Raw genomic sequence first — 25,890 nt, 5'->3', positions numbered from 1 at the left:
AGCGCCGGCTCGGCTAAAAGCGCGGCAAGTCCGCATGCGGCAACAGTCCGCCGCGCACATGCATCTTGCCGTACTCGGCGCAGCGGGCGCGTGCGGGGATGCCTTTGCCCGGATTGAGCAGTTCAGCCGGATCGAAAGCGCGCTTGACAGCAAAAAACGCGTCGCGTTCGGCCTGTGAAAACTGCACACACATCGAGTTGAGCTTTTCGATGCCGACCCCATGCTCACCCGTTACCGTGCCGCCGAACTCCACGCAGGTTTCGAGGATTTCTGCGCCAAACGCCTCGGCGCGATGGAGTTGGTCCGGATCGTTGCCGTCGAAGAGGATCAGCGGGTGCATGTTGCCGTCGCCCGCGTGAAAGACGTTGATGCAACGCAGCCCGTATTTGCTTTCCATCGACTCGACACGCGCGAGCAGCGGCCCAATGCTACGCCGTGGCACCGTGCCATCCATGCAGTAGTAGTCGGGCGCGAGCCGACCGGCGGCCGGGAACGCGTTCTTGCGCCCTGACCAGAACTTGAGGCGCTCCGTTTCTGAGCGAGAAACCTGGACGCGCGTCGCGCCGTGCTCGCGCAGCACCGCCGTCATCCGGGCGACTTCCTCGGTTACCTCTTCGGGCGTGCCGTCGGATTCACAAAGCAGGATTGCGGCGGCTTCAAGATCGTACCCCGCGCCGACGAAATCCTCAACGGCATGCGTTGCCGGCTTGTCCATCATCTCAAGGCCGGCGGGGATGATGCCGGACGCAATGATGGCGGCCACCGCGTCGCCGCCTTTGACGACATCGTCAAAGCTCGCCACGATGACTTGCGCGGCCGGAGGTTTGGGAATCAGCTTGACGGTGACCTCCGTCACGATTGCGAACATGCCTTCACTGCCGATCATGACCGCGAGCAAATCGAGCCCCGGCGCATCCGGTGCGAGCGAGCCGAACTCCACGATCTCACCGTCCATCGTCACGGCGCGCACGCGCAGCACGTTGTGTACGGTCAGGCCGTACTTCAGGCAGTGCACGCCGCCTGAGTTCTCGGAGACGTTGCCGCCGATCGTGCACGCAATCTGCGAGGACGGGTCGGGGGCATAGTAGAGCCCGTAGGGCGCGGCGGCTTCGGACACCGCCAGGTTGCGCACGCCGGGTTGGACGGTCGCTGTGCGGGCGTAGGGATCGACCTCGACGATTCGGGTGAAGCGTGCGAGCGACAGCACGATGCCGCATCCGATCGGTGTCGCGCCGCCTGACAGGCCCGTGCCCGCACCGCGCGGCACGATGGGCACGCCCAGGCGCCGGCAGATCTGTACGATCCGCTGCACTTGCGATTCCGTCTCAGGCAGCGCGACGGCGAGGGGCAGTTGCCGGTAGGCGCTCATGCCGTCGCATTCGTAGGGCGCGGTGTCTTCGTCGCGATGAAGCAGACACTGGGCGGGCAGTGTCGCCATCAGCGCCTGTACGACTTCGCGCTGGCGATCGGCGCGAAGCCGGGCGCGCGTTGCTTGGTCAGTCGCTTCGTTGTCTTGGGCAACGGCTTGCATCGCTGTCTCCTCAGGTGCCCGTCATGCGTCGATGATGCTTGCTTGGCGCAGTATAGGAAAAGATCGCGCCCGGAGTCGGGTTGCGCTACCGAGCGCAGCGTCCTACTCGCGCATTCCGTCGACGGCTTTAGCGCCAAGCGCGTGTGGGCGACGAGGACAGCGCGTGCGGATGATCGGGTTCGGTGAGCAATATGCCGGGCCGATGGCCTCATGCCATTGAGAAGCAGCTTTATTCTAGCGCTGATATCCGACGCCGCGAACGGGCGCAAAGCCCGGCGCAAAGGATCAGCGCAAAGCGTCGGCGGGCCTGCGGCTTTCGTCTATCGGTGGCTCGATCGGCGGTGGCCGCTGGCGGGCGAGGGGGCTTCTATAATTTCAGAGTGCTGCGGTGCGGTGCATTGCATTGCAGTTGAGCCGGAACGCCGATCCTTCGGCTAGCGTCGGTAAACCGGCGAGCTTTTGAGCCTTTGATCTTTCGAGCCAACTGCCGCACAGCCGGATGAACGAAATGAGGACAACACAATGGGCCACCGCTTGAGCAAAATCGCAACGCGTACCGGCGATGAGGGCACGACCGGCCTCGGTGACGGCAGCCGCGTGCGCAAGGACGATGTGCGAATCGCCGCGATAGGTGAGGTTGACGAACTGAACTCGCAGATTGGCTTACTGCTGTGCGAAAGCCTGCCCGACGATGTCAGCGAGGCCCTTACCGTCGTGCAGCACGATCTGTTCGATCTTGGCAGCGAGCTTTGCATGCCGGGCCGAACGATGATCGGCGACGCACATCTCGCGCGAATCGACGAGTGGCTCGCCCATTACAACGCCGATTTGCCCCCACTTGCGGAATTCATCCTGCCGGGCGGCACCCGTGCGGCGGCGTTGGCCCATGTCTGCCGCACCGTGTGCCGCCGCGCCGAACGGTCCATCGTGGCATTGGGGCACCAACAAGCGCTCGAGGCCACGCCGCGCCAATACGTCAACCGCCTGTCCGACTTGCTTTTTGTCCTCGCGCGCGTGCTCAATCGCGCAGGGGGCGGGGCCGACGTGCTCTGGCAGCGCGGGCGACGGCTTTGATCGGATGCCAGATACGCATGGGATCAGCGGGCGTTGCTGGGCCTCGCTCGTGCTTCGATTCGTCCGGCTGATTGAGAAAAAACGCCGTTGTAAAACGTGCTTGACATGGTGCACAGGGCGTACCGAAATAGAGCCAAATTCAGGCGAAGTCCGTGAAGCCATCCGAAGTGTTAAGTCGCCACCGCGCAGAGATTCGCAGGATCGTTGCTTCCAACAGGGCGACGAACCCGCGTGTCTTTGGCTCAGTTACGCGAGGTGAGGATCGGGATGGCAGCGACCTAGACACTCTTGTCGATCCGACCCTTGACACCTCCTTGCTCGATACCGGCATCATTCAAGCCGCCTTGGCGCGTCTTCTCGGTATTAATGTGGACGTTTTGACGCCGAAGGCGTTGCCCGTCTCTTGCCGGGCGACAGTAATTAATGAGGCGGTGTCGGTATGAGTCGGGACAAACTGCACCCGCCCGCGAAATCGCAAAGCAGTACCGCAACAACAAGAAAGGCCCGGAATAGCCATCAATACGCCAGCGCCGGGCCAACTCCAGTTCGATGCGCTACCTGTTAATTGCCACTACCCCGCGCGACACGACGCTGTTTCACGCTTTGCGCGAGACCCTCAAGCAGGCCAATACTGTCATCCCAGCCGATGCAGGCGTCGGTAATGCTTTGCCCGTAGTTCAGCGCGCAGCCTTCCTGCAAGTCCTGGCGTCCCGCGTTCAGATGCGACTCCACCATGACGCCCACGATGCGCTCGTCGCCGCCGGCGATTTGCCGCCCGATATCGGCACACACCGGAATCTGGTTCTCATGCTTCTTGGAGCTGTTCGCATGGCTCGCGTCGATCATGAGCCGCGCGGCGAGTCCTGCCTTGCCCACGGCGGAACACGCCGCATTGACGCTTTCGGCATCGTAGTTCGGCTGCGTACCGCCGCGCAGAATCACGTGGCAGTCTTCGTTGCCGGCGGTTGAGACGATCGCCGAATGTCCGCCCTTGGTCACCGAAAGGAAATGATGCGGCTGCGACGCGGCCTTGATGGCATCGACGGCGATCTTGACGTTGCCGTCCGTCCCGTTCTTGAAGCCCACCGGGCACGACAAGCCTGACGCGAGCTCGCGGTGCACTTGCGATTCGGTTGTCCGCGCGCCGATGGCGCCCCACGAGACGAGATCGGCGATGTACTGCGGGCTGATCATGTCGAGGAACTCAGTGCCGGCCGGCAGACCGAGCTCGTTGATGCCGACGAGCAGTTCGCGCGCCGCGCGCAGGCCGTCGTTGATCTTGAAGCTGTTGTCGAGATGAGGATCGTTGATGAGTCCCTTCCAGCCGACGGTCGTCCGCGGTTTTTCGAAGTAGACCCGCATCACGATCTCGAGCTCGCCCGCGAAGCGCTTTCGCTGCTCGACGAGCCGGCCCGCATACTCGAGCGCCGCCTTGGGATCGTGGATCGAGCAGGGGCCGATGATGACGATGAGCCGGTCTTCCATGCCATGCAGAATCCGGTGCAGCGACTGGCGTGCGTTGAAGATAAGGTCCGACATCGCTTCCGTGCACGGAAACTCGCGGATCAGATGGGCGGGTGGAATCAGCTCTTTCAATTCGCGGATGCGGACATCGTCCGTATTGTGCGGGGGCATGCTGCGTTTCTCCATATCGATTCAGTACGGCTTCGTGGCATGGGCCGCGTTGGCCACTGAGGGCATTGTCGACAGCCGCAGGCGAAAAAAAACCGCCGGGCTTTGCCGGCGGTTTCTTCGGAATTCGGGTTCGCTCAACGCGCTAACACCCCTCTCGATCCGCCGGCGGACTGAGATGCCAAAAGAAGTAAAAATAAAACTTCGTGGACATGGCAGTGGTGATTCGCATCAGGAAATGGTATATCGCTTTATACCTCGATCAGGCACGACTGACAAGTCGCCCATCCAAAAAATGCGAAATGGCCGCACAAAAACATCGAATGATGCGGATGTCTTGCGTGACGCGCCCTCGTCCCTCGTGCAGATTTCGGGCGCCTCCGCGCGTGCGGCCCAGCGTTACACCGTGCCGCCCACCGTCATCTTTTCGATCCTCAGCGTCGGTTGACCGACGCCGACCGGCACACTCTGGCCCTCTTTGCCGCAGACGCCGACGCCCGTATCGAGTGACATGTCATTGCCGATCATCGTCACGTATTTGAGCGACTCGGGGCCGCTGCCGATGAGCGTCGCGCCCTTGACGGGGTAGGTCACCTTGCCGTTTTCGATCATGTAGGCCTCGGAGGCCGAGAACACGAACTTGCCGTTCGGGATGTCGACCTGCCCACCGCCGAAATTGACCGCATAAAGGCCGTTCTTCACCGAGGCGATGATCTCGGCCGGATCCTTGTCACCGTTGAGCATGTAGGTGTTCGTCATGCGGGGCATCGGCAGCGCGGCATACGATTCGCGGCGGGCATTGCCCGTCACCGGCATCTTCATGAGGCGCGCGTTGAGCGAATCCTGCAGGTATCCCTTCAGCACGCCGTCCTCGATCAGCGTCGTGCATTGCGTCGGATTGCCTTCGTCGTCGATGTTGAGCGAGCCGCGCCGGTTCGGCAACGTGCCGTCGTCAACGACCGTCACGCCCTTGGCCGCGACGCGCTCGCCGATGCGTCCGGCGAATGCCGAGGATCCCTTGCGGTTGAAATCGCCTTCGAGGCCGTGGCCGATGGCTTCGTGCAGCAACACGCCGGGCCAGCCCGGCCCGAGCACGACCGTCATCGTACCGGCCGGCGCGGGCCGCGAATCGAGGTTGACGAGCGCCGCTTTCACGGCGTCGTCGACATAGCGCGCGAGCACTTCGTCGGTGAAGTAGCCATAGTCGAAGCGGCCGCCGCCGCCGCCCGAGCCGATCTCGCGCCGCCCGTTTTGCTCGGCGATGACCGTCACCGAGACGCGCACGAGCGGCCGTACATCGGCGGCAAGCGCACCGTCGCTGCGCGCGACGAGCACGATGTCGTACTCGCCGGCCAAGCCCGCCATGACCTGCGTGATGCGCGGATCGCGGCCGCGCGCCATTTGCTCGACCCGCTCGAGCAGCTTCACTTTCGCTGTTGCGTCGAGCGAAGCGAGCGGGTCAGCCGGCAGATAAAGATCGCGTCCGCCCACGCCCTTGAGCACGCTCGCCACTTTGATCTTTTGCTTGCCGCCGCCCGCCTTGGCGATCGAGCGCGTGGCCTCCGCCGCCTGGCGCAGCGCCTCGGGGGAAAGATCGTCGGAGTAGGCAAACGCCGTCCGGTCACCCGCGACGGCGCGCACCCCGACACCTTGGTCGATGCTGAAGCTGCCTGATTTGACGATGCCTTCCTCGAGGCTCCACGCTTCGCTGCGCGTTGCCTGGAAGTACAGGTCCGCGTAGTCGACGCGGTGCGTGAAGATGTCGGCGAGCGTGCGGGCAAGTAGCGCTTCGTCAAGGCCGTAGGGGGTGAGCAGTGCGTCTTTTGCCGTGACGAGATTGCGGATGCCGGGTTCGATGATGTTCATGCGGATCGATCGGTAGAAACTGAATGCGGTGAGTGAAAAGCGACGTACGCCTTCGACGTTTTCATGGAATGGGTCGTGTGGGCATGAGCGATAGCCGACGAGCTCCTCAAGACAGCACGCGATGCCGCCACGCTGGCAGGCTACGGCGCACTTCTTCGATGCGCTTGCGGTCGATGTCGCCTGTGACGACACCCGAGCCGTCAGCCGTGCGTTGCGCCACGATCTCGCCCCAGGGGTCGATCAGCATGCTGTGTCCCCAGGTGCGACGGCCGTTTTCATGCGTGCCGCCTTGCGCTGCGGCGAGCACGTAGCACTGGTTTTCGACGGCGCGGGCGCGCAGGAGCATCTCCCAATGCGCACGCCCCGTCGTGTATGTGAAGGCCGACGGCACGACGATCAGCGCAACATCGCCCATGCGTCGGTACAGCTCGGGAAAGCGAAGATCGTAGCAGACCGACAGGCCCACGCGTCCGAAAGGTGCCTCGAACGTGCGCACGTCGCCACCGGGCCGGATCGTGCGCGCTTCGTCGAACGATTCGCTGCCTTTCTCGAAGTTGAAGAGGTGAATCTTGTCGTACCTTGCCGCCTCTTGACCTTGCGGGTCGAAGACAAGCGTCGTGTTGAGGACGCGCTCGGGGTCGGGCGAGGGGCCGTCGACGGCGAGCGGCAGGGTGCCGCCGATCAACCACACGCCGTGGCGTCGCGCCGCATCGGCCAAAAAGCGCTGGATCGGGCCGTCGCCATACGGCTCGCGCACGCTGAGCTTGTCGGTCTCTTTGAACCCCATGAAGCAGAAATACTCGGGCAACAGCACGAGTTCTGCGCCATCGCTCGCGGCCTCGGCGATGAGGCGCGCGGCATCCTCGAGGTTGCGCTCGCGTGAGGGCGCGCTCACCATCTGCAGTGCGGCCACGCGAAAGGGCATTGCTGACGCGGGTGTGATGTGTCGATCGCTCATGGATATCCGTGTGCGAGCTGTGCATGGACCGGAGCGGGCATAGCGCCCACTCCGGTCGGCAAATGAACCATGTGACCGATGGACCGGTGACGACCGCCGGGAGGGACGAGCCCGGCGCGGCGGTGCCACAGGCCGGCCGACTTTCATTCGTATCAGTGGCCGGTGCCCTCGGTCGGAACACTCATCTTACCCTGATCGGCTGAGAGTCGCTCGATACGCGGACGCGACCACGACCCAGTGATCGCGTACTGCGTCGCGAACGCGTGCGAGATCGACTGAGAAAGGGCCAGGTTCGCCACGAACGCGCCGAGGCCGAGCAGGGGATTGACGATCGTCGCGGCAATCACGGCCGAGCCGGCACTGATCGTCGGCGTAATGACGACCTGCATATCCTGGGTTTCGGCCGCGAGATCGACTGTGCCAGACAGATCGGCGCGCGCTGGCGCTGTCACGATCTGGAAGTTGTCGGTGCGACCGACGCCGTCCTTGATTTGCCCTGTGCCCGTCGTCCGTTCGAACGGCAAGCCCTCGCCGATCACATCCTTGAAGTTCAGCGTGACGACGCGTGAGAGACTTTGCAGGCTCAGCACGCCGAGCAGCTTTGCGACGCCGGGGTCGACCCTGAGGAACTGCCCGTGCCGCAGATCGAGTGCCATATGGCCCCACAGCGTCGGGTAGTCAATCGCGGTGGGCTCGCCGCGCCAGCCTATGCGTCCGCTGAGGGAGCCAGCGCCGCCTTTCACGGTGCGCGGCAGGCCGAACTGTTCGAGCACCGCGCCCGCGTCCGAGATATCGAGCTTGAAGTCGATCGCCGTGCGCCGTGGCGTGTCCGCTGGCACGTCCGTTCCGAAACGGGGCGCTGTGCGCCAGTTCGCCGTCGCAAGGAGGTGCGCGGCAGGGTTGGTGACTTCGAACTTGTCGACCTGCCAGACTGGCACACCGTTCTCGTCGACATTGTGCGCGGCCACGGCCAGTCGGCCAAGGCTGCGTCCGCGCACGATGAAATCGTCGATGGCGAGATCGATGGCCGGCATATGCCGCGTCGTGGGCGAGGACAATTGGCCGACCAGCGCATGTCCGACCGTCACTGGAACCTCGGCTTTGGAGAACCGGGCTGTGAGCTGTCCTCCCGCGTTGCCCGCAGCGCCCGGCTGCCACGACAAGCTGCCCGTCAACTGGTCGGCAGCGATGTGCGCCTCCCAGTCGCCGTTTGTGCGTTGTGCGTCGATGCCGACGTGGGTCCAGTTGCGCTCGAGCAGTTTGAGCGTGTCGAAGTGCAGGCCGTAGCTGCTCGGCACGAATTGACTGAGCGTGCCGGCCGTCTCGGTGTGCTCGCCGGTGCTCACCTCCGGCGCATGGGCGGCGAGTGGGTCGCGCAGCTCGGCCACGAGGGTTCGCCACGCGTCGACGTCGAACGATTCCAGCGCACCGGTGGCGGTGACGCCTGCGGCTGGCAGCTGCGGCGCCTGGTCCACTGCGATTGCGCCCTTTACCACGTGGAAGGGGGGCGCAGACGTCGCCGCATCAGGACCTGCGACCTCGCGGCGCAGCAGATAGGAGGCGGCAATGGGGCCGAACTGCAGGTTCGCACGAGCTGTCTGCGCTCCCAGCGCTCCCTCGGCGGTCTCACCTTTGAGCGGCTCAACCGTCAGCGAGAAGGGCATCGGCGTGCCGCTCGATTTGCCGAGGGGGGCCGGCAAATCGAGCGCGAGACCTGTCAGGTCGGAGCGGGCAGCGATCTGCGGCACGCCGCTCTTGTTTCCACGAATGTCGAGCGAGAAGGGCGCCTCGCCGGACAGGTGTCCAAGCAGTCTGCCGGCGACGCTGTTCTGATCGAGCTCACGCGCACGCGCCGCCGATAATTGGCCTGAAACGCCGAGCGCATAACTGCCATTGGCCGCGAGCTTACCGTCGGCACGTACCTTGCCGCCGAGCCAGCGCCCCGCTGCGTCTTCGAGCGCGAGGGTGTGCTCGGTAAAGTTGAGGCGCCCCGTGAGGTCTTCGATGGGCGGCCACCCTGCGTGGCCCAGCGTGTTGCCTTGGAAGCCTACAGTGCCTGCCACGCCCGTGTGCGATCCCTGCCTGCGCGGCACCGTGAGCGTGAGATCGAGCGTCGCCGGCCCGCTCGCGCGGAGCTTTTCGGTAACGTGATCGGTCATGCTGCCTGCTGCGCTCTCGTTCACGTAATCGAGCAGATCGGCCAGCGGGCCGTGTGCTTGGCCAGCAATGATGAGGCTCGATGCGTGATTGCCGAGATCGGCGATGTGCCCGCTGACGTGCTTAAGCGCGACGCGCTTGTAGCGCGCCCGGTCGATGTCGAAGCGCAGGACGTTTTCCTTGAGCTTGAAAACCCCATCGATATCGACGAGTGGCGGCCAGACATCCGGCTCGCCGTTTCTGAGCTTCTTGGGCGGATAGGGCGACGGATCGTACTTGCCACCTGAAAACGGCGCGACGATGCGAAAAACGCCCGCGTGGGGATCTTGCGAGTAGGGAAATGTCTCCAGGTCGCCATGGACCTCGATGGTGGCATTACGCGTGATACCGCCCTGCAGGCCGTAGCCCAGGTAGTGGCGCAGATGCTCGTCGATGCTCGTCGGAAAGTAGCGCGTCAGCGTCGCCACCTTCGCCCGCGGTAACGTGGCATTCAAATCGAGTGTCCCGCGGCCATGGCCCGGGTTCGTGTACCGAGCGACGACGCTGCCGGCCAAATCGCCATTTTCGATATGAAGCTCGGGCACGGTGACGGCAAATGCCTTGTGTGGCTGCCCGGGTGCGGGCGTGACCGACCATTGCGCGCGTCCGGCGAGCCGGTCGAACGCCAGCCGCGGGTCGTCGAACTCGCCGGGAAACGTGAGCGCCGCGTTGGCGGTATCGATCGTTACAGCACCGCCCGTCTCGTTGGCGTCGACCGTTCCCCAAAGGTTTTCGAAGCCGGGCAGCCCGGCGCGCGGGTGGCCCAGGCGTGAAAGCCCCGGCGGCGGCTCCTGCGCGGCAAGGCTGATGCCCTCGAGGTCGCCTTTGAAGCGGTAGCGCACGATGGGCGCCGTACCCAAGACGCGCTGCTCGCGCGCTGCGGGCTCCGTCTCGGGCCGCGCACGCTCGACTTCGATCGTGTAGTCGGCCATGAGGCCGCGCGGGTCAAAGCGCACCAGCTCGTCGAGGAATTCCTCGGGCAAGGGCAGCGCGCGGCTGAACTCGGCCAGTACGCCGAGATCCACACGGTCGCCCGACACACTGATTAACTGTCCGTTTTCAACGCTCGGCGGCCGATAGCGGCCCGAAAGCGTCGAGAACGCCAGCGTCCGCGTCACGGGCGTGCCGTCGGCGAGCGGCGGCTGGCCCATCTCGGCAAGCAGGTTCGAGAGCGTGATCCGATAGTCGCGCTGCGGCTCGATCTGCGCAGCCCAGCCAAAGCGCGCGATCTTCAAGTCGAGCCTCGGCTGCGTTGTACGCACGCGCAGCGACACATCGTTTCCGTCCAGCTCGCCGTGCGCCGAGCGGATGTAGCCGTCGGAGAAGTTGACCCAGATCGCGTTATCGATGCGTCCTGCGTAAAGCTTCATCGGCACAGCGACATACCGGCCGAGCGTCGACAGATCGACGGGGCCCGTCGAGACATACGCCTCGCCGCTCCAGTTTTCCGGCTTGCCCAGCTCGGCGAGCAACGTATGCCGGAAGCGCGCGCGAAAGTCCAGCGGGCCTTTGAGCAACGTGCCCTCGGCAGGCGCTTGCAGTGCGACACGGTGCTCGAAGCCGCGATTGAAGATTGCGGCGTGGATGTTGTGCAACGTCAGCTCGGGCGCTTGGCGCAAACCGTCGCGCCAGCGCAATGTGGCCCCGCGCAGCACGATCGCCTGCTGCGAGAGCAGCCAGTCGGAAAATGTCGCGTCGCCGCCTCGGTGCACGGTCGGCACGGGCACGCCGGCGACTGTCAGCGAGCCATCCGGCGCGCGTGTTGCGAGTACCTGCGGCTCATCGACAATCAGGCTTGCCAGCACGGGCTTGCCGAGCGCGAGCGAGCGCCACGACACGGTGGCGGTTGCGTGGGGTACGGACAGCGCGAGTTGGCCATCGCGGTCACGAATCGTGAGACCGCTCACGTCGATGCCTGGCTCGAGCCTCGACCAATGCGGTGCCAGCTTTGCGATGCGAAGGTCGGCATGAATCGTCTGCGAGACGGCCGCTTCGATGCGGGGACGGAACTCGTCGATGCGGGGCAGCAGCACGTAGCGCAAGCCGAGCAACGCGGCCGCGGCCACGAAGTACGCCCCAATGGCAAACGCCAGCACGATCCTGAACGTGCGGCGAAGCAGTAGGGAGGCGTGGCGCGTGGGTCCGGCAACGGCTTCTTCGACGGATTCCTTGCTGTCGGACATGCTGCGGAGAAAGGGCGTGAACCGGTGTGCAGTGCCGGGTGTGGTAGTTTGGCGTCTTGACGACGAATGTATCACAGGCGCGGGGCCTCGACGGCGATCCGCCGACATTTCCGCGGCGCTTGCACCTGTGCTCGCGCATCCCGCGTGGTGAGACGATTTTTGCCCGCCTTCGGGCGATCATGCCGAACACGATCTGTTCATGACTGCACCGCTCCTGCTGAGTTCCGATTACTCCTCTTATGTCGCGCGCGCAATCGCCGCACGGCCTGGTCTGGCCGAACGCATCGCCGAATGGGCTGAGGTGCCCGTCACGCGCGAGGGCATAGGTGCGCGCTTCGATGTGCTTGCAAATGAAGCGCGTGCGGCGGACGGGCTGCCCCCCGCAGCCATGCTTGGCGAAACGTCACTGCGCCGTGTGCTACGGCATTTGCGCACGGAAGTGTTTTGCACGGTCATGGAGCGCGATCTAGCCGGGCACGCCGATCTGACCGAAGTGACGTCGGCGATGACCGATCTTGCAGAAGTCGCCATCCAGCAGGCACTCGCGGTGCTTTCGGCGGAGCTCGAAGCGGCTTTCGGCGAGCCGCGCGGCCCGGGTGGCGAGCGGCTGACGCTTGGCGTGGTCGGCATGGGCAAGCTGGGTGGGCGCGAGCTCAACGTCTCGTCCGACATCGACTTGATTTTCGTGTACGAGGACGACGGCGAAACGGCGGGCGGCACCCGTTCGCCGATTGCTACGCAGGAGTTCTTCGCACGTCTCGGGCGCAGGCTCATCGGCGCGCTCGCGGAGCCGACCGCCGACGGGTATGTCTTTCGCGTCGACATGCGTTTGCGGCCCAACGGCGACGCAGGCCCGCTTGCTTGCAGCCTAGGCATGCTCGAAGAGTATTTTTATGTGCAGGGGCGTGAATGGGAGCGCTATGCCTGGATCAAGGGCCGGCTCGTCTCCGAGGGTGAAAGCCCGGCGGCCGTGCGCTTGGCCGATCAGCTCGAAGCGCTCGTGAAGCCGTTCGTGTACCGGCGCTATCTCGATTTCGGCGTGATCGGCGCGATTCGATCGCTGCATCGGCAGATCGGCGAGGAGGGGCGGCGGCGCGCTACGATGCGCCCGGAGAAGGCCGACGACATCAAGCTCGGCCGCGGAGGCATCCGGGAGATCGAGTTCTCCGCGCAAGTGTTCCAGCTGATTCGCGGCGGTCAGGACGCCGACTTTCGCATCCGGCCGACGCTTAGCGTGCTGCGGCATGCGGCGACGCGCGGCCTCATCGCGCCCTCCCTGTGCGACCAGCTCGGAGAAGCCTACCGCTTTTTGCGCGTGCTGGAGCACCGCCTTCAATATCGGCAAGATGCGCAAACGCATGCCGTGCCCGTCGATGCCGATGAGCGTGCACGGCTAGCCGCGTCGCTCGGGTTTGTCGACTACGCCGCGCTTGCTGCCAGGCTCGATGCCCATCGCGATTTTGTCCAGGCGCAGTTCGACGAAATCTTTGCCGACAAGGCGCGGGAGGACGGCTCGGCGGCCGAGGTTTGGAGCCCCGAGCTGGAGGACGAAACGGCGAGCGCCTCGCTGGCCGCCCGGCTTACCGGGCACGGCTTCGGCGAGGAGGCGCGTGAAGTCGTCGAACGCCTGGTCGCCGTGCGTCGCTCGACGCGCTATCAGGGCTTGCCCGAACGCAGCCGCGAGCGGTTCGACACAATCGCGCGGCGCGCGCTCGATGCCGCAGCAACGCTTGAGCCGCCGACCAAGCGCGCTCCGACGCTCGCCCGGCTGTTCGATCTGCTCGAGGCGGTAAGCCGGCGCAGCGCTTATCTGGCGTTGCTCGACGAGTTCCCGGCGGCGCTCGAGCGCGTGATGGGGGTGCTGGCTGCGTCGCGCTGGGCGGCCGGCTACTTGACGCGTCACCCGCAACTGCTCGACGAGTTGCTTGACGACGATGCAATCGCTACCCCGTTCGACTGGCCCGGGTTCAAGACGGCGTTGCGCACGCGGCTTGCGGCCGCGGATGGGGTGGAACAGCAGATGGACCTGCTGCGGCACGCGCACCACGCCGAGGTGTTCCGTATCCTGCTGCTCGACCTCGCCGGCAAGCTGAAGGTCGAGCAGGTGAGCGACCGCCTCTCCGAGCTCGCCGACTCGGTGCTCGAGGTGACGATGGAAGCCGTCTGGCAGCAAGTGGCGAAGCGCCATCGGGATAGGCCGAGCTTTGCCATCATCGCGTACGGCAAACTCGGCGGCAAGGAGCTCGGCTACGCGTCGGATCTCGATCTGATTTTCCTTTACGACGATCCCGACCCGATGGCGGCCGAAGTGTATGCGACGTTCGCGCGGCGCCTCGTCACCTGGCTCACGACGGCGACGGCCGCCGGTACGCTTTTCGATGTCGACCTGCGTTTGCGGCCGAACGGGGAGTCGGGGTTGCTCATCACCGATCTCGACGCCTTTCGCCGCTACCAGTTGCGCAAAGGCGACGCCGCCAATACGGCGTGGGTCTGGGAGCATCAGGCACTGACGCGTGCACGCTTTTGCGCAGGCGATGCCGCGATCGGCACTCAGTTCGAGTCGATCCGCAATGAGGTGCTGACCACGCAGCGCGAGGCGGCAACGCTCGCCGCCGAGATCGTGGCGATGCGCGAGCGCGCTGCCTCGGGGCATCGCAATCCCACGCAGCTGTTCGATCTCAAGCACGACCGCGGCGGTATGGTCGACATCGAGTTCCTCGTTCAGTATTGGGTTTTGCTGCATGCGGCCCGGCATCCGGAGCTCATCCGCAATACGGGCAACATTGCGTTGTTGCGGGAGGTGTCGCGCTTCGGGCTCATGAGCGCGGACGAGGCGGAGACTGTGGGCGGCGCCTATCGGACTTTCCGCAAGCTGCAGCATCGACTGCGGCTCGACGGTGTGGAGACGGCGCGCGTGCTGCCCGAAAACATCGCCGCAGAACGCGAGGTTGTCACGACGCTGTGGCGGCGTATTTTCGGCTGACGCGATGGGGCGAAGGGGAGGCGGCCGAAATTCGGCCGCAGTAAGAACTCGGCGTCGGCGCCGAAGCGCACGACTGGACACCTCCCAGCCGTGCTCTCTTCAACAAGTCGCCGGGGATACTAAGCAGACACCTGAGACGTCAGAAGGTCTTCAAGCCGAACGGGTAGATTGCGTACGCGCACGCCCGTCGCGTGATACACGGCGTTTGTAATGGCAGGCGCAACACCGGCCATCCCAATCTCGCCAACCCCGCGCGCGCCGAGCGGATTCAACGCGTAATCCGGATAGTCGAGGAACGTCACGTCGATCTTTGGCGAATCGGCATGCGTCGTCATCACATAGTCCGCGAGACTGCGGTTGATCGGTGCACCGGAACGGCTGTCGTAGTGCGTTTCCTCGAACAGCGCCATACCGAGGCCCATCACAACGGCACCTTCGATCTGGTTCTGAGCCGTGCGCGCATTGATGATCTGACCGCCATCGATCACGCTAACCACGCGGCTGACTCTCAACCGTGCTGTCTCCGGCTGCCACGTGACCTCGACGAAATGGGCACCGTATGAGTGAATCGACACCTGCTTGGCGTCAGGATCGTCCTGACTCGCACCGGACCGCCCCCTTCCGACCACCATGTTGATGTCTGCCGGTCCGAGGATCCGCTGGAACGGCACGCCCGCGCCGGGCGACGTGCTCTTTCGATAGACCATCCCATTATCGAAGCCAAGCGCATCCATCGCTTGCCCGTTAAAGGGCGAAGCACCCGCCTGAGACGCTATCGCCAATAGCTCCTGCACCGCCGCCTGTGCTGCCTGCCTCACGGCCGGAACCAACGATGCGGTAGCCATCGAGCCGCCGGACATCGGCCCCGGCGGCAAGCGCGTATCGCCGATCACCACCGAGATCTTGTCGAGTGCGATGCCGGTCACATCGGCCACCAATTGCGCCAATACCGTGTACGTACCCGTTCCAATGTCCTGGGTCGCCGTCAATACGCGTGCGGTCCCGTTACTGTGCAATTCGACGATTGCCTCTGTCGCCAATCGCCGCGCGGCCCATGAGCCGGCTGCGACACCCCAGCCAATCACCAGACCGTCGCGACGCATGGAGCCAACCGCTTTCGTGCGTTTCTCCCAGCCGAATTTCTCCGCACCGATCGTGAGGCACTCCTTCAAATGCCGCGAAGAAAACGGCACGTTCAGGCTTTCGTCGATCTTGGGCTCATTGATCAAGCGCAATTGGACGGGGTCGACGTTCAGCTTGATGGCGAGTTCGTCGACGGCCGACTCGATGGCAAACAAGCCAGGAACGGCACCGGGGCCACGCATCGAAGTACTGGGCGCGATGTCCCGGCGGGCATACGCCGAAGTCGAGCGCAGGTTAGGGGTGCTGTAGAGATAGCCCGTTGTCTCGCTGCAGTTTTCCTTGCGCGTTTCCTGGCTGGACGTCTGGTACACGTAGTCGTGCTGGAGCGACGTCAGACGCCCCTCGGCCGTTGCCGACAAGCGCATGCGCTGCTGCGTGTTGGTACGGTGACCGACGTTGTGGAACATCATCTCGCGGGTGAGTACCAGCTTGATGGGGCGCCGGAGATTGCGGGCCGCAGCGGCGGCGAGCAACGAGTGTGACCACGGAAACAGCTTGCCGCCGAACCCGGAGCCCAGGTATTTCATAATGACGCGCACCCGGTCTTCCGACACGCCGAGCATCAGCGCAATGACGTGGCGATGGTTGATGACCGCCTGCGACGTTTCGTACAACGTATAGTTCATGCCATCGAATGCGGCCAACGTCGCATGCAATTCGATCGGGTTGTGCGTTTCGATCGGCGTCGTGTAGGTCTGGTCCACCGTCAACGCCTCGGGCGAAGCCGCGAATGCGGCAGCCGCGTCGCCGCGCTGGGTTTCGACCGACGGCGTCACCTCAGCCGACATGGCCGTGCGTACGTCCGGTCGGCTCGACGTATACGTCACATTCACGGCTTGAGACGCTGCAGTTGCCTCTTCGAACGTATCGGCAACCACTAACCCGATATATTGGCCGTAGTAGTAAATGTTGTCGTCTTCGAACGGTGGACGTTTTTCGTCGATTCGCGCGTCCATCGAAAAGCCGGCGCGATAGAACTTTCCAAAGTTCTCGCGCGTGAAGACTGCCCGGACACCGGGCATTTTCAACGCGGCGGCGGTATCCAAACGCGTGATGCGCCCCTTGGCGACCGTCGCGCAAACCGGCACGGCGTAAAGCTGACCGGGCAAGTTGAAATCCGAGGTGTACTTCGCTGTGCCACTGACTTTGAACGGCCCGTCAATTCGGGTGAATTCGCCGCCGATGAACTGTTGTGTTTTCTTCGTAGCTGATTGCATATTTCCTCCGCGTCACGACCGCTGCGTCACGCGTTCTGTGTGGCAAGCTTGAGTGCGTGCTGGATGCAGCGTTTCGCGAGTTCGACCTTGTAGCCGTTCTGGCTTTGCGGACGCGCTGACTGGAGCGCCGCCTCGGCCGCTGCTTGGAACGCTGCGGCGTCAGGCGTGCGGCCTTGCAACACGGCTTCTGCCTCTTTCGCGCGCCACGGTTTGACACCGACGCCGCCCATCGCGATGCGGATGTAATCGATCCTGCCCGCGCTCACCGCCACGACAACCGCGGCTGAAGCCAACGCAAATTCGTACGACGCGCGGTCGCGGAGTTTCAGATAGGTGCTACGAGCGCGGGGGACAGGCGCGGGGAGCGTCACGTGAGTGATCAATTCACCAGGGTTGAGCGTGGTTTCACGTTCAGGCGTGCTTCCCGGCAAAAGGAAAAAGTCATCGATTGCAATGCTTCGCGTTCCCTGCTCACCGACGGTATGAATCGTGGCCTCGAGCGCAGTCATCGCAACGCTCATGTCGGAAGGATTGGTGGCGATGCAGTGGTCGCTGGTTCCGAGAATGGCGAGGTTTCGATTGAACCCGTCGATCGCTGAACAACCGCTGCCGGGCTCACGCTTGTTGCATGGCGTTTCGGGATCGCGAAAGTACACGCAGCGGGTACGCTGCAAGAGGTTGCCGCCTGTCGTCGCCATGTTTCGCAACTGGGCCGATGCGCCGGAAAGCAATGCCTCGCTCAGAACGGGGTAGTGCGTCTTGATCAGCGGATGATTCGCCAGGTCCGAATTCCGTACGGTAGCGCCGATCTTGACACCGCCCGTGGCGATTTTCTCGACCTCGGCGAGCGGCAGGCGATGGATGTCGATCACCTGCGCCGGCTGCTCTACGCCAAGCTTCATTAAGTCGAGCAGCGTCGTGCCGCCCGCCAGGAAACGTACCGACGAGCCATTTTGCCCGCCGGCGGCAGTCTTCGCGAGATCGAGAGCCTGATTGACGTCAGAGGCGCGCTTGAGTTGAAAGGTTTCCATTCGTACGCTCCGCTTAGTCTTTCCGACGAACTTGCTGGATCGCGGAGACGATGTTCGAGTACGCACCGCAACGGCAGATATTGCCGCTCATGGCTTCCTTGACTTCCTCGTCGCTATGACCGTAGGGCTCGTTGAGCAGTGCAACGGCAGACATGATTTGGCCCGACGTGCAGTATCCGCACTGAAAACCGTCATGTTCGAGGAAGGCTGCCTGCATCGGATGCAGGGCGCCCGGTTGCCCGATGCCTTCGATTGTCGTGATCGCTTCGCCCTCATGGGTGGCGGCAAGACTCAGGCACGAATTCACGCGTTTTCCGTCGACATGAACGGTACAAGCGCCGCACTGACCGTGGTCGCAGCCTTTCTTCGTGCCCGTCAGCTGCAAATGCTCGCGCAGGCAATCGAGCAACGTCGTGCGAGGATCGATATCCAGCTCGTAATTCGTCTTGTTGACGTTCAATCGGACGTGCACCTTGGCACCATCCGTAGCGACGTCGGTAGGCGTATCGCCTTGGTTCGTGTTGTCGGACTCTGCGTGCGCGAGAGAAGGAAGTTGTCCTGCTCCGATCGCGACACCTGTCGCACCGACGCGCGACAGGAACGATCGACGTGTCAGCCCTTCGAGCGCCGGCACAGCGTCATCTTCGCTTCTGTCCGACTTCTGGTGCTTGTTGTTCATGAATCAAGTTCTCCACAGAAGAGGTGCCACCATGGGCGTGCCACGCTAAAACAAGTTGGTCTATTCAATTAATTTTTTTTTAACCTTTCAAGAGTCCTATAGATTTTTTTCATGATTGGTTTCGCCGTCAACAACCTCGCGGTCGCAGAGAGTTGTTCGGTCCCGAATGCTGTCCAGGTTAAGCGGATGCCCAAGCGCTAATGAAATTGAAGAAATGCCCGGTGACCGGTCGCGTCAAGGCGGCTTGGGAACTGTGCCGAAACGCGCGCGACGTTGTGCGTGGTGAAGGGGCGAGTGCTGCGAGATAGGGCAGGCCATAGCGGCGCTCGAGCGCCCTATCTGGCTTGCTCATGGAGGTGTGCGAAAGGAGTCACCGGCCGGTGCCGCCGGTGAGCACGAAGATGTGCTGTCGGATTGCCAGCCGGGTTGATGGCAACCGGAAGCGTACCCTTTTGCGTTTCGCGGAAAGAGGCCTTGATCGTTCTTGCGAGCTTAGCCGGGAACGCTAGTGTTTATGGGCCGGATTTTGGGCTGATCCGGGCTCCGCTAGGACTGATCAGTCCTAGCGTCCGCTATGCGGCCAGCATCTCCTTCGCATGGCGGCGCGTGGTGGCCGTAATCTCGAGCCCGCCGAGCATGCGCGCCACCTCCTCCACGCGGTTCACTTGATTGAGCGCGGTGACAGCGGACAGCGTGCTGCCGTCGGCTGCGCTCGTCTTCGCCACCTGGAAGTGGTGATCGCCGCGCGCGGCAACCTGGGGCAGGTGCGTGACGCAGAGCACCTGCCGGTCGCGCCCGAGCTGATGCAACAGCCGGCCGACGACCTCGGCGACGCCCCCGCCAATCCCCGTGTCGACCTCGTCGAAGATCAGTGTCGGGGTCAGGCTGGCTGTGCTCGCGATAACGGCGAGCGCCAAGCTGATTCGCGCGAGCTCACCCCCCGAGGCTACTTTGGCGAGCGGCTTTGTCGGTACGCCGGCGTGCCCGGCGACGCGGAACTCGACCTGTTCGAGCCCGTGCGCACCGCCTTCGGCAAGCGGCACGAGCGCCACCTCGAAGCTGCCGCCCGCCATCGACAACTCTTGCATGCCGGCCGTGACGGCGGTGCCGAGCGCCTTGGCCGCCTTCGCGCGTCCTTTTGAGAGCTGTTTCGCCTCGAGTAGATAGGCTTCGTGGGCGGCACTGACTGTGGCGGCCAGCTTGTCGAGGTCGGCCGCGGCGTCGAGCGCAGCGAGCTGCGTGCGCCGCGCTTCGTGCTCAGCCGGCAGCGTTTCGGGTTGCAGCCGGAACTTGCGGGCCAGCGAATGCAGGGCGTCCAGGCGCGTTTCGACTTCGCTCAAGCGATCCGGGTCGAGTTCAAGCCGTTGCGCATAATGCGTCAGCGAGTAGGCCGCCTCGCGCAACTGGATTTCGGCCGGTTCGATCGAAGCCAGCGCGTCGCCGAGCGCCGGGTCGATCTCTGCGAGGTCGCGAACCTTGGATGCGATCGCGCCCAACTGGCCGAGGATCGCATCGTCGGCTTCGGCGAGCGCGTCGAGCGCACCGCGTACGCCTTCGATCAGATTGGCTGAATGCGCGAGCCGACGGTGCTCGGTGCTGACTTCTTCCCATTCGCCAGGCTGCGGCGCAAGCTTGTCCAGCTCGGCGAGCTGCCAGACAAGGCGTTCCCGTTCGAGCTGGATTTCGCGATCGCGCGCTTTGGCAAGCTCGAGCGCCTGGGTGGCATCACGCCAAGTGCGGTGCGCACGCGCGACGTTGGCCGCAGCGGCCACGAGGCCCGCGTGGGCGTCAAAGAGCGCACGTTGGGCATCGGGTCGCATCAGCAACTGGTGCGCGTGCTGGCCGTGAATGTCGACGAGCATTTCGCCGACTTCGCGCAGCTGAGCGAGCGTCGCCGCGGTCCCGTTGATGAACGCGCGCGAGCGGCCGCCTGCATCGACGACGCGGCGAAGCAGCACGGTACTCGCTTCGCCGCCGTCTGGCTCGCCGGTTGTCAGCGCTTGCTCGTCGAGCCAGCGCGCGAGCTCAGCGCTCACCGAAAATTCGGCCGTAATGTCGGCGCGGCTCGCGCCCGTGCGCACGACGTCGGCATCGGCGCGTGCACCGAGCGTGAGCGCCAGGGCGTCGATCAGGATCGACTTGCCGGCGCCGGTTTCACCCGAGAAAACCGTGAAGCCGCGATCGAATTCGAGGTCGAGCGCGGCGACGATGACGAAGTCGCGTATCGAAAGGTGGCGGAGCATGGGAGCGTTTTAACGTCAGGTTCTAGGGGCGGCCATGCAAGGCCGGCTGACTGGACAGAAGCGGTTTTGCGCGGGCAAGCCGCACGCCCGAGCCGGGCGGCAGCTCGTCAGGCTACAGCGATTCGTCATCGCCATCTTCATCTTGGCCGACGTTTGCCGGGTGCTCGTTCCAATGAAGCTTTTGCCGCAGGGTGGCGTAATAGCTATAGCCGATCGGATGCAGAAACGGCACGGTATGGCGTGAGCGGCGCACCTCGATCGTATCGTTGAGCTGAAGCGCGGTGAACGACTGCATGTCGAAGTTCACGTTGATCATGCGCCCGCCGATGATCTGAATGCTGACGTTGCGATCATCCGGCAGCACGATGGGACGGTTCGAGAGCGCATGCGGCGCGATCGGCACGAGCACAATGCCCTGCAATTGCGGATGCAGGATGGGGCCCTGGGAGGACAGCGCGTAGGCCGTCGAGCCCGTCGGCGTGGCAACGATGAGACCGTCGGAGCGCTGGTTGTACATGAAGCGCCCGTCAACGCAGACGCGCAGCTCGGCCATTCCCGAATAGCCGCTGCGATTCACGACGACATCGTTGAACGCAAGTGCGTGGTAAATCGGCTCGCCATCGCGGACGATGCGCGACTCGAGCAGCATGCGCTCCTCGCGCTCATAGCTGCCCGCCAGCATTTCGGGTATCCGCTGCTGCATCTCCGCGATCGGAATGTCGGTGATGAAGCCAAGCCGCCCCTGGTTCACGCCGATGAGCGGCGTACGGTACGGTGCGAGCTGCCGGCCGATGCCGAGCATCGTGCCGTCGCCGCCGAGCACGACCGCGACATCGGCGCGTGCGCCGATGTCGGAGGGCGTCATCGCAGGATAGTCCGTGACGCCGATCTCGCGCGCCGTTTGCGCCTCGAAGATAACCTCGAAGCCGCGCTTGGCAATGCACGAGGCGAGCGCCGTCAGCGGCTCACCGATGCCGGGGGTGTTGTTGCGCCCGATGAGCGCAACCGTCTTGAATTGGCTGCCAATTTCCATGCCGGCATTACACCATAGGTGCGGTTCGAAAAGAACCGTGACTCGACGCCTACCCGGGCTCCCACGCGAGCCGCCCACGAGCGGCTCTTTACAAGCTGGCCCGCCCGGGCTGATTTGTCGCTAGAATGACGACGTGCCGATGACGAGTCGTCCTCCGGCGTAGAGCCGCGGTGCACGACGCCGATCGCGGCGGCTCACCGCCGGAACGGATGCAGCCGGTGCGCGCGGGAGTGCTGCCGCGGGGCTATCGGCGTTCGGCTAAAATTTCTGCGTCATGTTAGAACAACGCGCACAGACTCTTCTGAAAACTCTGATCGAGCGATACATCGCGGAAGGTCAGCCGGTCGGCTCGCGCACGCTGTCGCGGTATTCGGGCCTCGAGCTGAGCCCGGCCACGATTCGCAACGTGATGTCGGACCTCGAAGAGCTCGGACTGGTGGCGAGCCCGCATACTTCGGCGGGCAGGGTGCCGACGCCGCGCGGCTACCGCCTTTTCGTGGATACGTTGCTGAGTGTCGAATCCGTCGCCGACGAAGAGGCCGTCACCCGTGCCGTGGAGCGGACGCTTCAGCCCGGTGAGCCACAAAAGCTGGTTGCCGCGGCGGCAGGCGTGCTTTCGAGCCTGTCCCAGTTCGCGGGCGTGGTGCTGACGCCGCGCCGCAGCCACATCTTCAAGCAGATCGAGTTCATGCGCTTGTCCGCCAAGCGCATTTTGCTCATCATCGTGACGCCCGAAGGCGACGTGCAAAATCGCATCATGGCGACGCAGCGCGACTACACTCCGTCGCAGCTCATCGAGGCGTCTAACTACATCAATGCGCATTTCGGTGGACTTTCCTTCGACGATGTTCGCCGTCGGTTGCGCGACGAAATCGACCAGCTGCGCGGCGACATGACCGCGCTGATGCAGGCGGCGGTGGCGGCGAGCACTGACGAAACCGAAATGGGCGAGACGGTGCTGATTTCGGGCGAGCGCAACTTGCTTGAGGTGGCGGATCTGTCGTCCGATATGGCCCGGCTGCGCAGGCTTTTCGACGTATTCGACCAAAAGACTAGCCTCCTGCAATTGCTGGATGTCTCAAGCCACGCTCAAGGCGTGCAAATCTTCATTGGCGGCGAATCGCATCTGGTGCCGATCGAGCAGATGAGCGTGGTCACGGCCCCCTATGAAGTCAACGGCACGATCGTCGGCACACTCGGGGTGATCGGTCCCACACGCATGGCCTATAGCCGCGTCATTCCGATCGTCGATATCACCGCGCGTCTCTTGTCCACCGCGCTCAGTCAGCAATAACCAGGCGTGCTGCCGCAACGTTCGTGCAAGGCGCGATGCAGCCGTTCGCATGATGCCTGCCGCTGCGAGGCATTGCCATTGGCTGAATGGCCAACGCCCCGATTCGGCCGCGTCGCTATAATGGCTTTCACTTGAACTGAGGCCGATCGGCACTTCCGGCCCTAATCATCGCTCATGCGTTTTGATCTCGAACCGCCGTCGCAGCCTGCCGTCTCGCACCGCATCGCAGTGCTGTTGATCAACCTAGGCACACCCGATTCACCCACGCCGCGTGCGGTGCGCCGTTATCTCGCGGAATTCCTGTCCGATCCGCGTGTCGTCGAAATTCCGGCGCTCGTCTGGCAGCCCATTTTGCAGGGGCTGATTCTTCCGACGCGCAGCCGCGAATCGGCGAAAAAGTACGCGTCCATCTGGATGCCGGAAGGCTCGCCGCTGCGCGTTCACACAGAGAAACAGACGGAAGCCCTGCGTGCCATGCTGCATGAGAACGGTTATCCGCTCATTGTCGAGTACGCGATGCGCTATGGCACGCCGAGCATCGGCGCGATGTTGAGCCAGTTGAAGCTTGCGGGCGCCGAGCGCATCTTGCTGATGCCGATGTACCCGCAATACTCTTCCTCGACGACGGCCACGGCCTTCGATGCTGCGTTTGTCGCCCTTGGCCGGATGCGAAACCAGCCGGAAGTCCGCACTGTGCGGCACTACGCAGACCATCCGTTGTATATCCGCGCACTGGCCGAGCAGGTACGGCAGCATTGGGCGGCGCACGGCCGCCCCGATTTCGGCGGCGGCGACAAGCTCGTCTTGAGCTTCCACGGCGTACCGAAGCGCACGCTGGATCTCGGTGATCCTTACCACGATCAGTGCCGGCAGACCGCCGCGCTGCTGATGGCCGAGCTCGCGCTTGGCCCGGCGCAGTGCCTGGTGACATTTCAGTCGCGGTTCGGGCGGGCTGAGTGGCTGCAGCCGTACACGGCGCCGACCTTGCGCGAGCTCGGTGCGGCTGGCGTGCGTCGCGCGGATGTATTCTGTCCGGGCTTCACAGCCGATTGCATCGAGACGATTGAAGAGATCGGCCTCGAAGTACGCGATGAGTTTCTGCATGCGGGCGGTAAGGAGTTTCAACGCATTGCGTGTTTGAACGCATCGCCGGCATGGATCGCCGCCTTGGCTGAAATTGTCATGCAGCATTTGCAGGGATGGCCCGCACACAAGCATACAGCGCCCGGTGTGGCGGTATGAGCGTCGGAGGCTGGGGGCGGCCCGAAGGAAGTCCCCGGGGTTTTGAACCGGAATCCGTTTTACGATGAACTACAAGATTTCGACCGAACCCGGTGCGCGCTTGCGCATCGACAAATGGCTCTGGGCTGCTCGTTTTTTCAAGACTCGCTCGCTTGCCGCTGATGCGGTGGAAAAAGGCCGCGTGCGAATCGACAAAGCAACCGTCAAGCCAGCGAAGGAGGTGCGCGTGGGCGATCTCGTCGAAATTGAGATCGACCGCATGTACTGGGAAGTCAGGGTGTTGGGCACGTGCGACGTGCGCGGCCCGGCCGCCGTTGCGCAGACGCTTTACGCCGAGACGCCCGAAAGCCAAGCTAGGCGGGCCGTCGAAGCAGAGCGGCGCAAGACGTTCCGGGAGCCTGCGGCTACGCTGCAGGGCAGGCCGACCAAGCGCGACAGGCGCGTCATTGACAAATTTTCAGGCGGTGGGGAGTAGACAACTGCAACTGCTCGAATGTGGCGCGCACGACGCCATATTCGGTAGTCGTATCACTCACAGCGCCAGATAGGCAGATGGTCGTGGTCCCCGCGACGAGTACCAGCGCGACCACCGCGATTGCAAAGGTGAGTTTCACTGTACTCCCCTACGGAGGACGGCGATACGGACAAGCACGACGCGAAAACGGCGGTTGCCGCGTTCTTGGCTACTGTCAACGTATCGGGCCGAATGTTGCTGAGCCGGTGAGCCCAGTTTAGGGCAAGCGATAATAGCGCTCAATGCCAATCGGGTACCTTCACCGTAACCCGTGTTACCGTTCGTTTCCCATGCCCGCAGTCGGTGCAAAAAACGCGGGATAGGCCCCCTTGAAACCGTCATGGGTGACCCCATTTGGCCGTGACGTGCGACGGCAAGTTGCGTTGATGCAACACTCGCCGTGGCGATTTCACTTTTTGGACGATTCAGCGACATGGAACATACGCAAGACAACCCGGCCAGCCAGACCCCACCGTCTGCCGGAGACACCGCGCAACCCATTGCCGAGAACGTCGCGGAGCAGGTCGCGGCTGCTGCCACTGAGCCCCAATCGCAGCAGGAACCGTCGGCGCAAGCGGAGCTCGCCGAAGCTCAGGCGAAAGTAGTCGAGCTCAGCGAAAGCTTTTTGCGCGCCAAGGCGGAAACCGAAAACGTGCGTCGGCGTGCGCAAGAGGATGTACTCAAGGCGCGCAAATTCGCCATCGAAAGCTTCGCCGAGCATCTGCTGCCAGTGATCGACAGCCTCGAGGCGGCGCTAGCCGATTCGTCGGGCGACGTTGCGAAGCTGCGTGAAGGTGTCGAGCTGACGCTGCGTCAGCTATCGAATGCGCTCGACAAAGGCAAAGTCGTGGCGATCAACCCGGTCGGCCAAAAGTTCGACCCGCATCAGCACCAAGCGATCTCGATGGTGCCGGCTGATCAGGAGCCCAATACCGTAGTGTCAGTGCTGCAAAAGGGCTATGTGATTGCCGAGCGCGTATTGCGGCCCGCGCTCGTCACCGTTGCGCAGCCGAAGTAAGTTGGCCATTGCGCTCGCCCGTGGCCCGCGTGGCCGGTGCGAGCCAAGCGTGA

The 25,890-nt window shown here is 63.7% G+C and carries 18 protein-coding genes; 8 read left to right on the top strand and 10 right to left on the bottom strand.

Going from position 1 to position 25,890, the window contains the following annotated elements:
* Positions 1 to 13: 13 nt before the first annotated feature.
* The gene (locus VL598_RS07035; RefSeq protein WP_325325979.1) at positions 14 to 1,531 is read right to left on the bottom strand and encodes an FAD-linked oxidase C-terminal domain-containing protein; all 1,518 of its coding nucleotides are present in this window, start codon (positions 1,529 to 1,531) and stop codon (positions 14 to 16) included.
* 522 nt (positions 1,532 to 2,053) lie between these two features.
* On the opposite strand from VL598_RS07035, the gene VL598_RS07030 reads away from it, so the two are divergent.
* Both VL598_RS07030 and VL598_RS07025 read left to right on the top strand, forming a co-directional pair.
* Positions 2,054 to 2,605 carry a cob(I)yrinic acid a,c-diamide adenosyltransferase gene (locus VL598_RS07030; RefSeq protein WP_325325978.1) on the top strand — a complete coding sequence of 184 codons (552 nt, stop codon included), beginning with the start codon at positions 2,054 to 2,056 and terminating at the stop codon, positions 2,603 to 2,605.
* 152 nt (positions 2,606 to 2,757) lie between these two features.
* A complete protein-coding gene (locus tag VL598_RS07025; protein ID WP_325325977.1) occupies positions 2,758 to 3,048 on the top strand; it encodes a nucleotidyltransferase family protein in 291 nt (96 codons plus the stop codon).
* A 118-nt stretch (positions 3,049 to 3,166) separates the two neighbouring features.
* On the opposite strand, the gene aroG is transcribed toward VL598_RS07025, so the two are convergent.
* Positions 3,167 to 4,240 (bottom strand): 3-deoxy-7-phosphoheptulonate synthase AroG, encoded by a 1,074-nt coding sequence (gene aroG, locus VL598_RS07020; protein ID WP_325325976.1) that lies wholly within the window; start codon positions 4,238 to 4,240, stop codon positions 3,167 to 3,169.
* Here aroG and VL598_RS07015 point away from each other — a divergent pair.
* Positions 4,239 to 4,685, top strand: coding sequence for a hypothetical protein (locus VL598_RS07015; RefSeq protein ID WP_325325975.1), 447 nt, complete (start codon positions 4,239 to 4,241; stop codon positions 4,683 to 4,685). The two genes, aroG and VL598_RS07015, sit on opposite strands and share 2 nt — an antisense overlap.
* Here VL598_RS07015 and tldD read toward each other — a convergent pair.
* The 3 genes from tldD to VL598_RS07000 form a co-directional block, all read right to left on the bottom strand.
* Positions 4,637 to 6,103 carry a metalloprotease TldD gene (gene tldD, locus VL598_RS07010; RefSeq protein WP_325325974.1) on the bottom strand — a complete coding sequence of 489 codons (1,467 nt, stop codon included), beginning with the start codon at positions 6,101 to 6,103 and terminating at the stop codon, positions 4,637 to 4,639. The genes VL598_RS07015 and tldD overlap by 49 nt on opposite strands.
* A gap of 106 nt (positions 6,104 to 6,209) precedes the next feature.
* The gene (locus VL598_RS07005) at positions 6,210 to 7,061 is read right to left on the bottom strand and encodes a carbon-nitrogen hydrolase family protein (protein WP_325325973.1); all 852 of its coding nucleotides are present in this window, start codon (positions 7,059 to 7,061) and stop codon (positions 6,210 to 6,212) included.
* A 152-nt stretch (positions 7,062 to 7,213) separates the two neighbouring features.
* Positions 7,214 to 11,440, bottom strand: coding sequence for a YhdP family protein (locus VL598_RS07000; protein WP_325325972.1), 4,227 nt, complete (start codon positions 11,438 to 11,440; stop codon positions 7,214 to 7,216).
* A 199-nt stretch (positions 11,441 to 11,639) separates the two neighbouring features.
* On the opposite strand from VL598_RS07000, the gene glnE reads away from it, so the two are divergent.
* Entirely contained in the window at positions 11,640 to 14,423 is a 2,784-nt protein-coding gene (glnE, locus tag VL598_RS06995; protein ID WP_325325971.1) for a bifunctional [glutamate--ammonia ligase]-adenylyl-L-tyrosine phosphorylase/[glutamate--ammonia-ligase] adenylyltransferase, read from the top strand.
* Positions 14,424 to 14,542: 119 nt separating this feature from the next.
* On the opposite strand, the gene VL598_RS06990 is transcribed toward glnE, so the two are convergent.
* The 5 genes from VL598_RS06990 to VL598_RS06970 all read right to left on the bottom strand — a co-directional run bounded on the left by VL598_RS06990 (position 14,543) and on the right by VL598_RS06970 (position 21,769).
* Positions 14,543 to 16,783 carry a xanthine dehydrogenase family protein molybdopterin-binding subunit gene (locus VL598_RS06990; RefSeq protein ID WP_325325970.1) on the bottom strand — a complete coding sequence of 747 codons (2,241 nt, stop codon included), beginning with the start codon at positions 16,781 to 16,783 and terminating at the stop codon, positions 14,543 to 14,545.
* Between the two features lie 26 nt (positions 16,784 to 16,809).
* Positions 16,810 to 17,814 carry a xanthine dehydrogenase family protein subunit M gene (locus VL598_RS06985; RefSeq protein ID WP_325325969.1) on the bottom strand — a complete coding sequence of 335 codons (1,005 nt, stop codon included), beginning with the start codon at positions 17,812 to 17,814 and terminating at the stop codon, positions 16,810 to 16,812.
* Positions 17,815 to 17,827: 13 nt separating this feature from the next.
* The gene (locus VL598_RS06980; RefSeq protein WP_325325968.1) at positions 17,828 to 18,493 is read right to left on the bottom strand and encodes a 2Fe-2S iron-sulfur cluster-binding protein; all 666 of its coding nucleotides are present in this window, start codon (positions 18,491 to 18,493) and stop codon (positions 17,828 to 17,830) included.
* A 572-nt stretch (positions 18,494 to 19,065) separates the two neighbouring features.
* A complete protein-coding gene (gene recN, locus VL598_RS06975) occupies positions 19,066 to 20,736 on the bottom strand; it encodes a DNA repair protein RecN (protein ID WP_325325967.1) in 1,671 nt (556 codons plus the stop codon).
* Positions 20,737 to 20,848: 112 nt separating this feature from the next.
* A complete protein-coding gene (locus VL598_RS06970) occupies positions 20,849 to 21,769 on the bottom strand; it encodes an NAD kinase (RefSeq protein WP_325325966.1) in 921 nt (306 codons plus the stop codon).
* Positions 21,770 to 22,043: 274 nt separating this feature from the next.
* On the opposite strand from VL598_RS06970, the gene hrcA reads away from it, so the two are divergent.
* From hrcA to grpE, 4 genes are all read left to right on the top strand, one after another.
* Positions 22,044 to 23,063 carry a heat-inducible transcriptional repressor HrcA gene (hrcA, locus tag VL598_RS06965; protein WP_325325965.1) on the top strand — a complete coding sequence of 340 codons (1,020 nt, stop codon included), beginning with the start codon at positions 22,044 to 22,046 and terminating at the stop codon, positions 23,061 to 23,063.
* A gap of 174 nt (positions 23,064 to 23,237) precedes the next feature.
* Entirely contained in the window at positions 23,238 to 24,305 is a 1,068-nt protein-coding gene (gene hemH / locus VL598_RS06960) for a ferrochelatase (RefSeq protein ID WP_325325964.1), read from the top strand.
* Positions 24,306 to 24,369: 64 nt separating this feature from the next.
* Entirely contained in the window at positions 24,370 to 24,780 is a 411-nt protein-coding gene (locus VL598_RS06955; protein ID WP_325325963.1) for an RNA-binding S4 domain-containing protein, read from the top strand.
* A gap of 472 nt (positions 24,781 to 25,252) precedes the next feature.
* On the top strand, positions 25,253 to 25,837 hold the full coding sequence (grpE, locus tag VL598_RS06950) for a nucleotide exchange factor GrpE (RefSeq protein WP_325325962.1): 585 nt from the start codon (positions 25,253 to 25,255) through the stop codon (positions 25,835 to 25,837).
* Positions 25,838 to 25,890: the final 53 nt, after the last annotated feature.

It is taken from the genome of Trinickia sp., assembly GCF_035492435.1.
Lineage (GTDB): Bacteria > Pseudomonadota > Gammaproteobacteria > Burkholderiales > Burkholderiaceae > Trinickia.
This window is presented reverse-complemented; position numbering and strand designations above follow the sequence as displayed.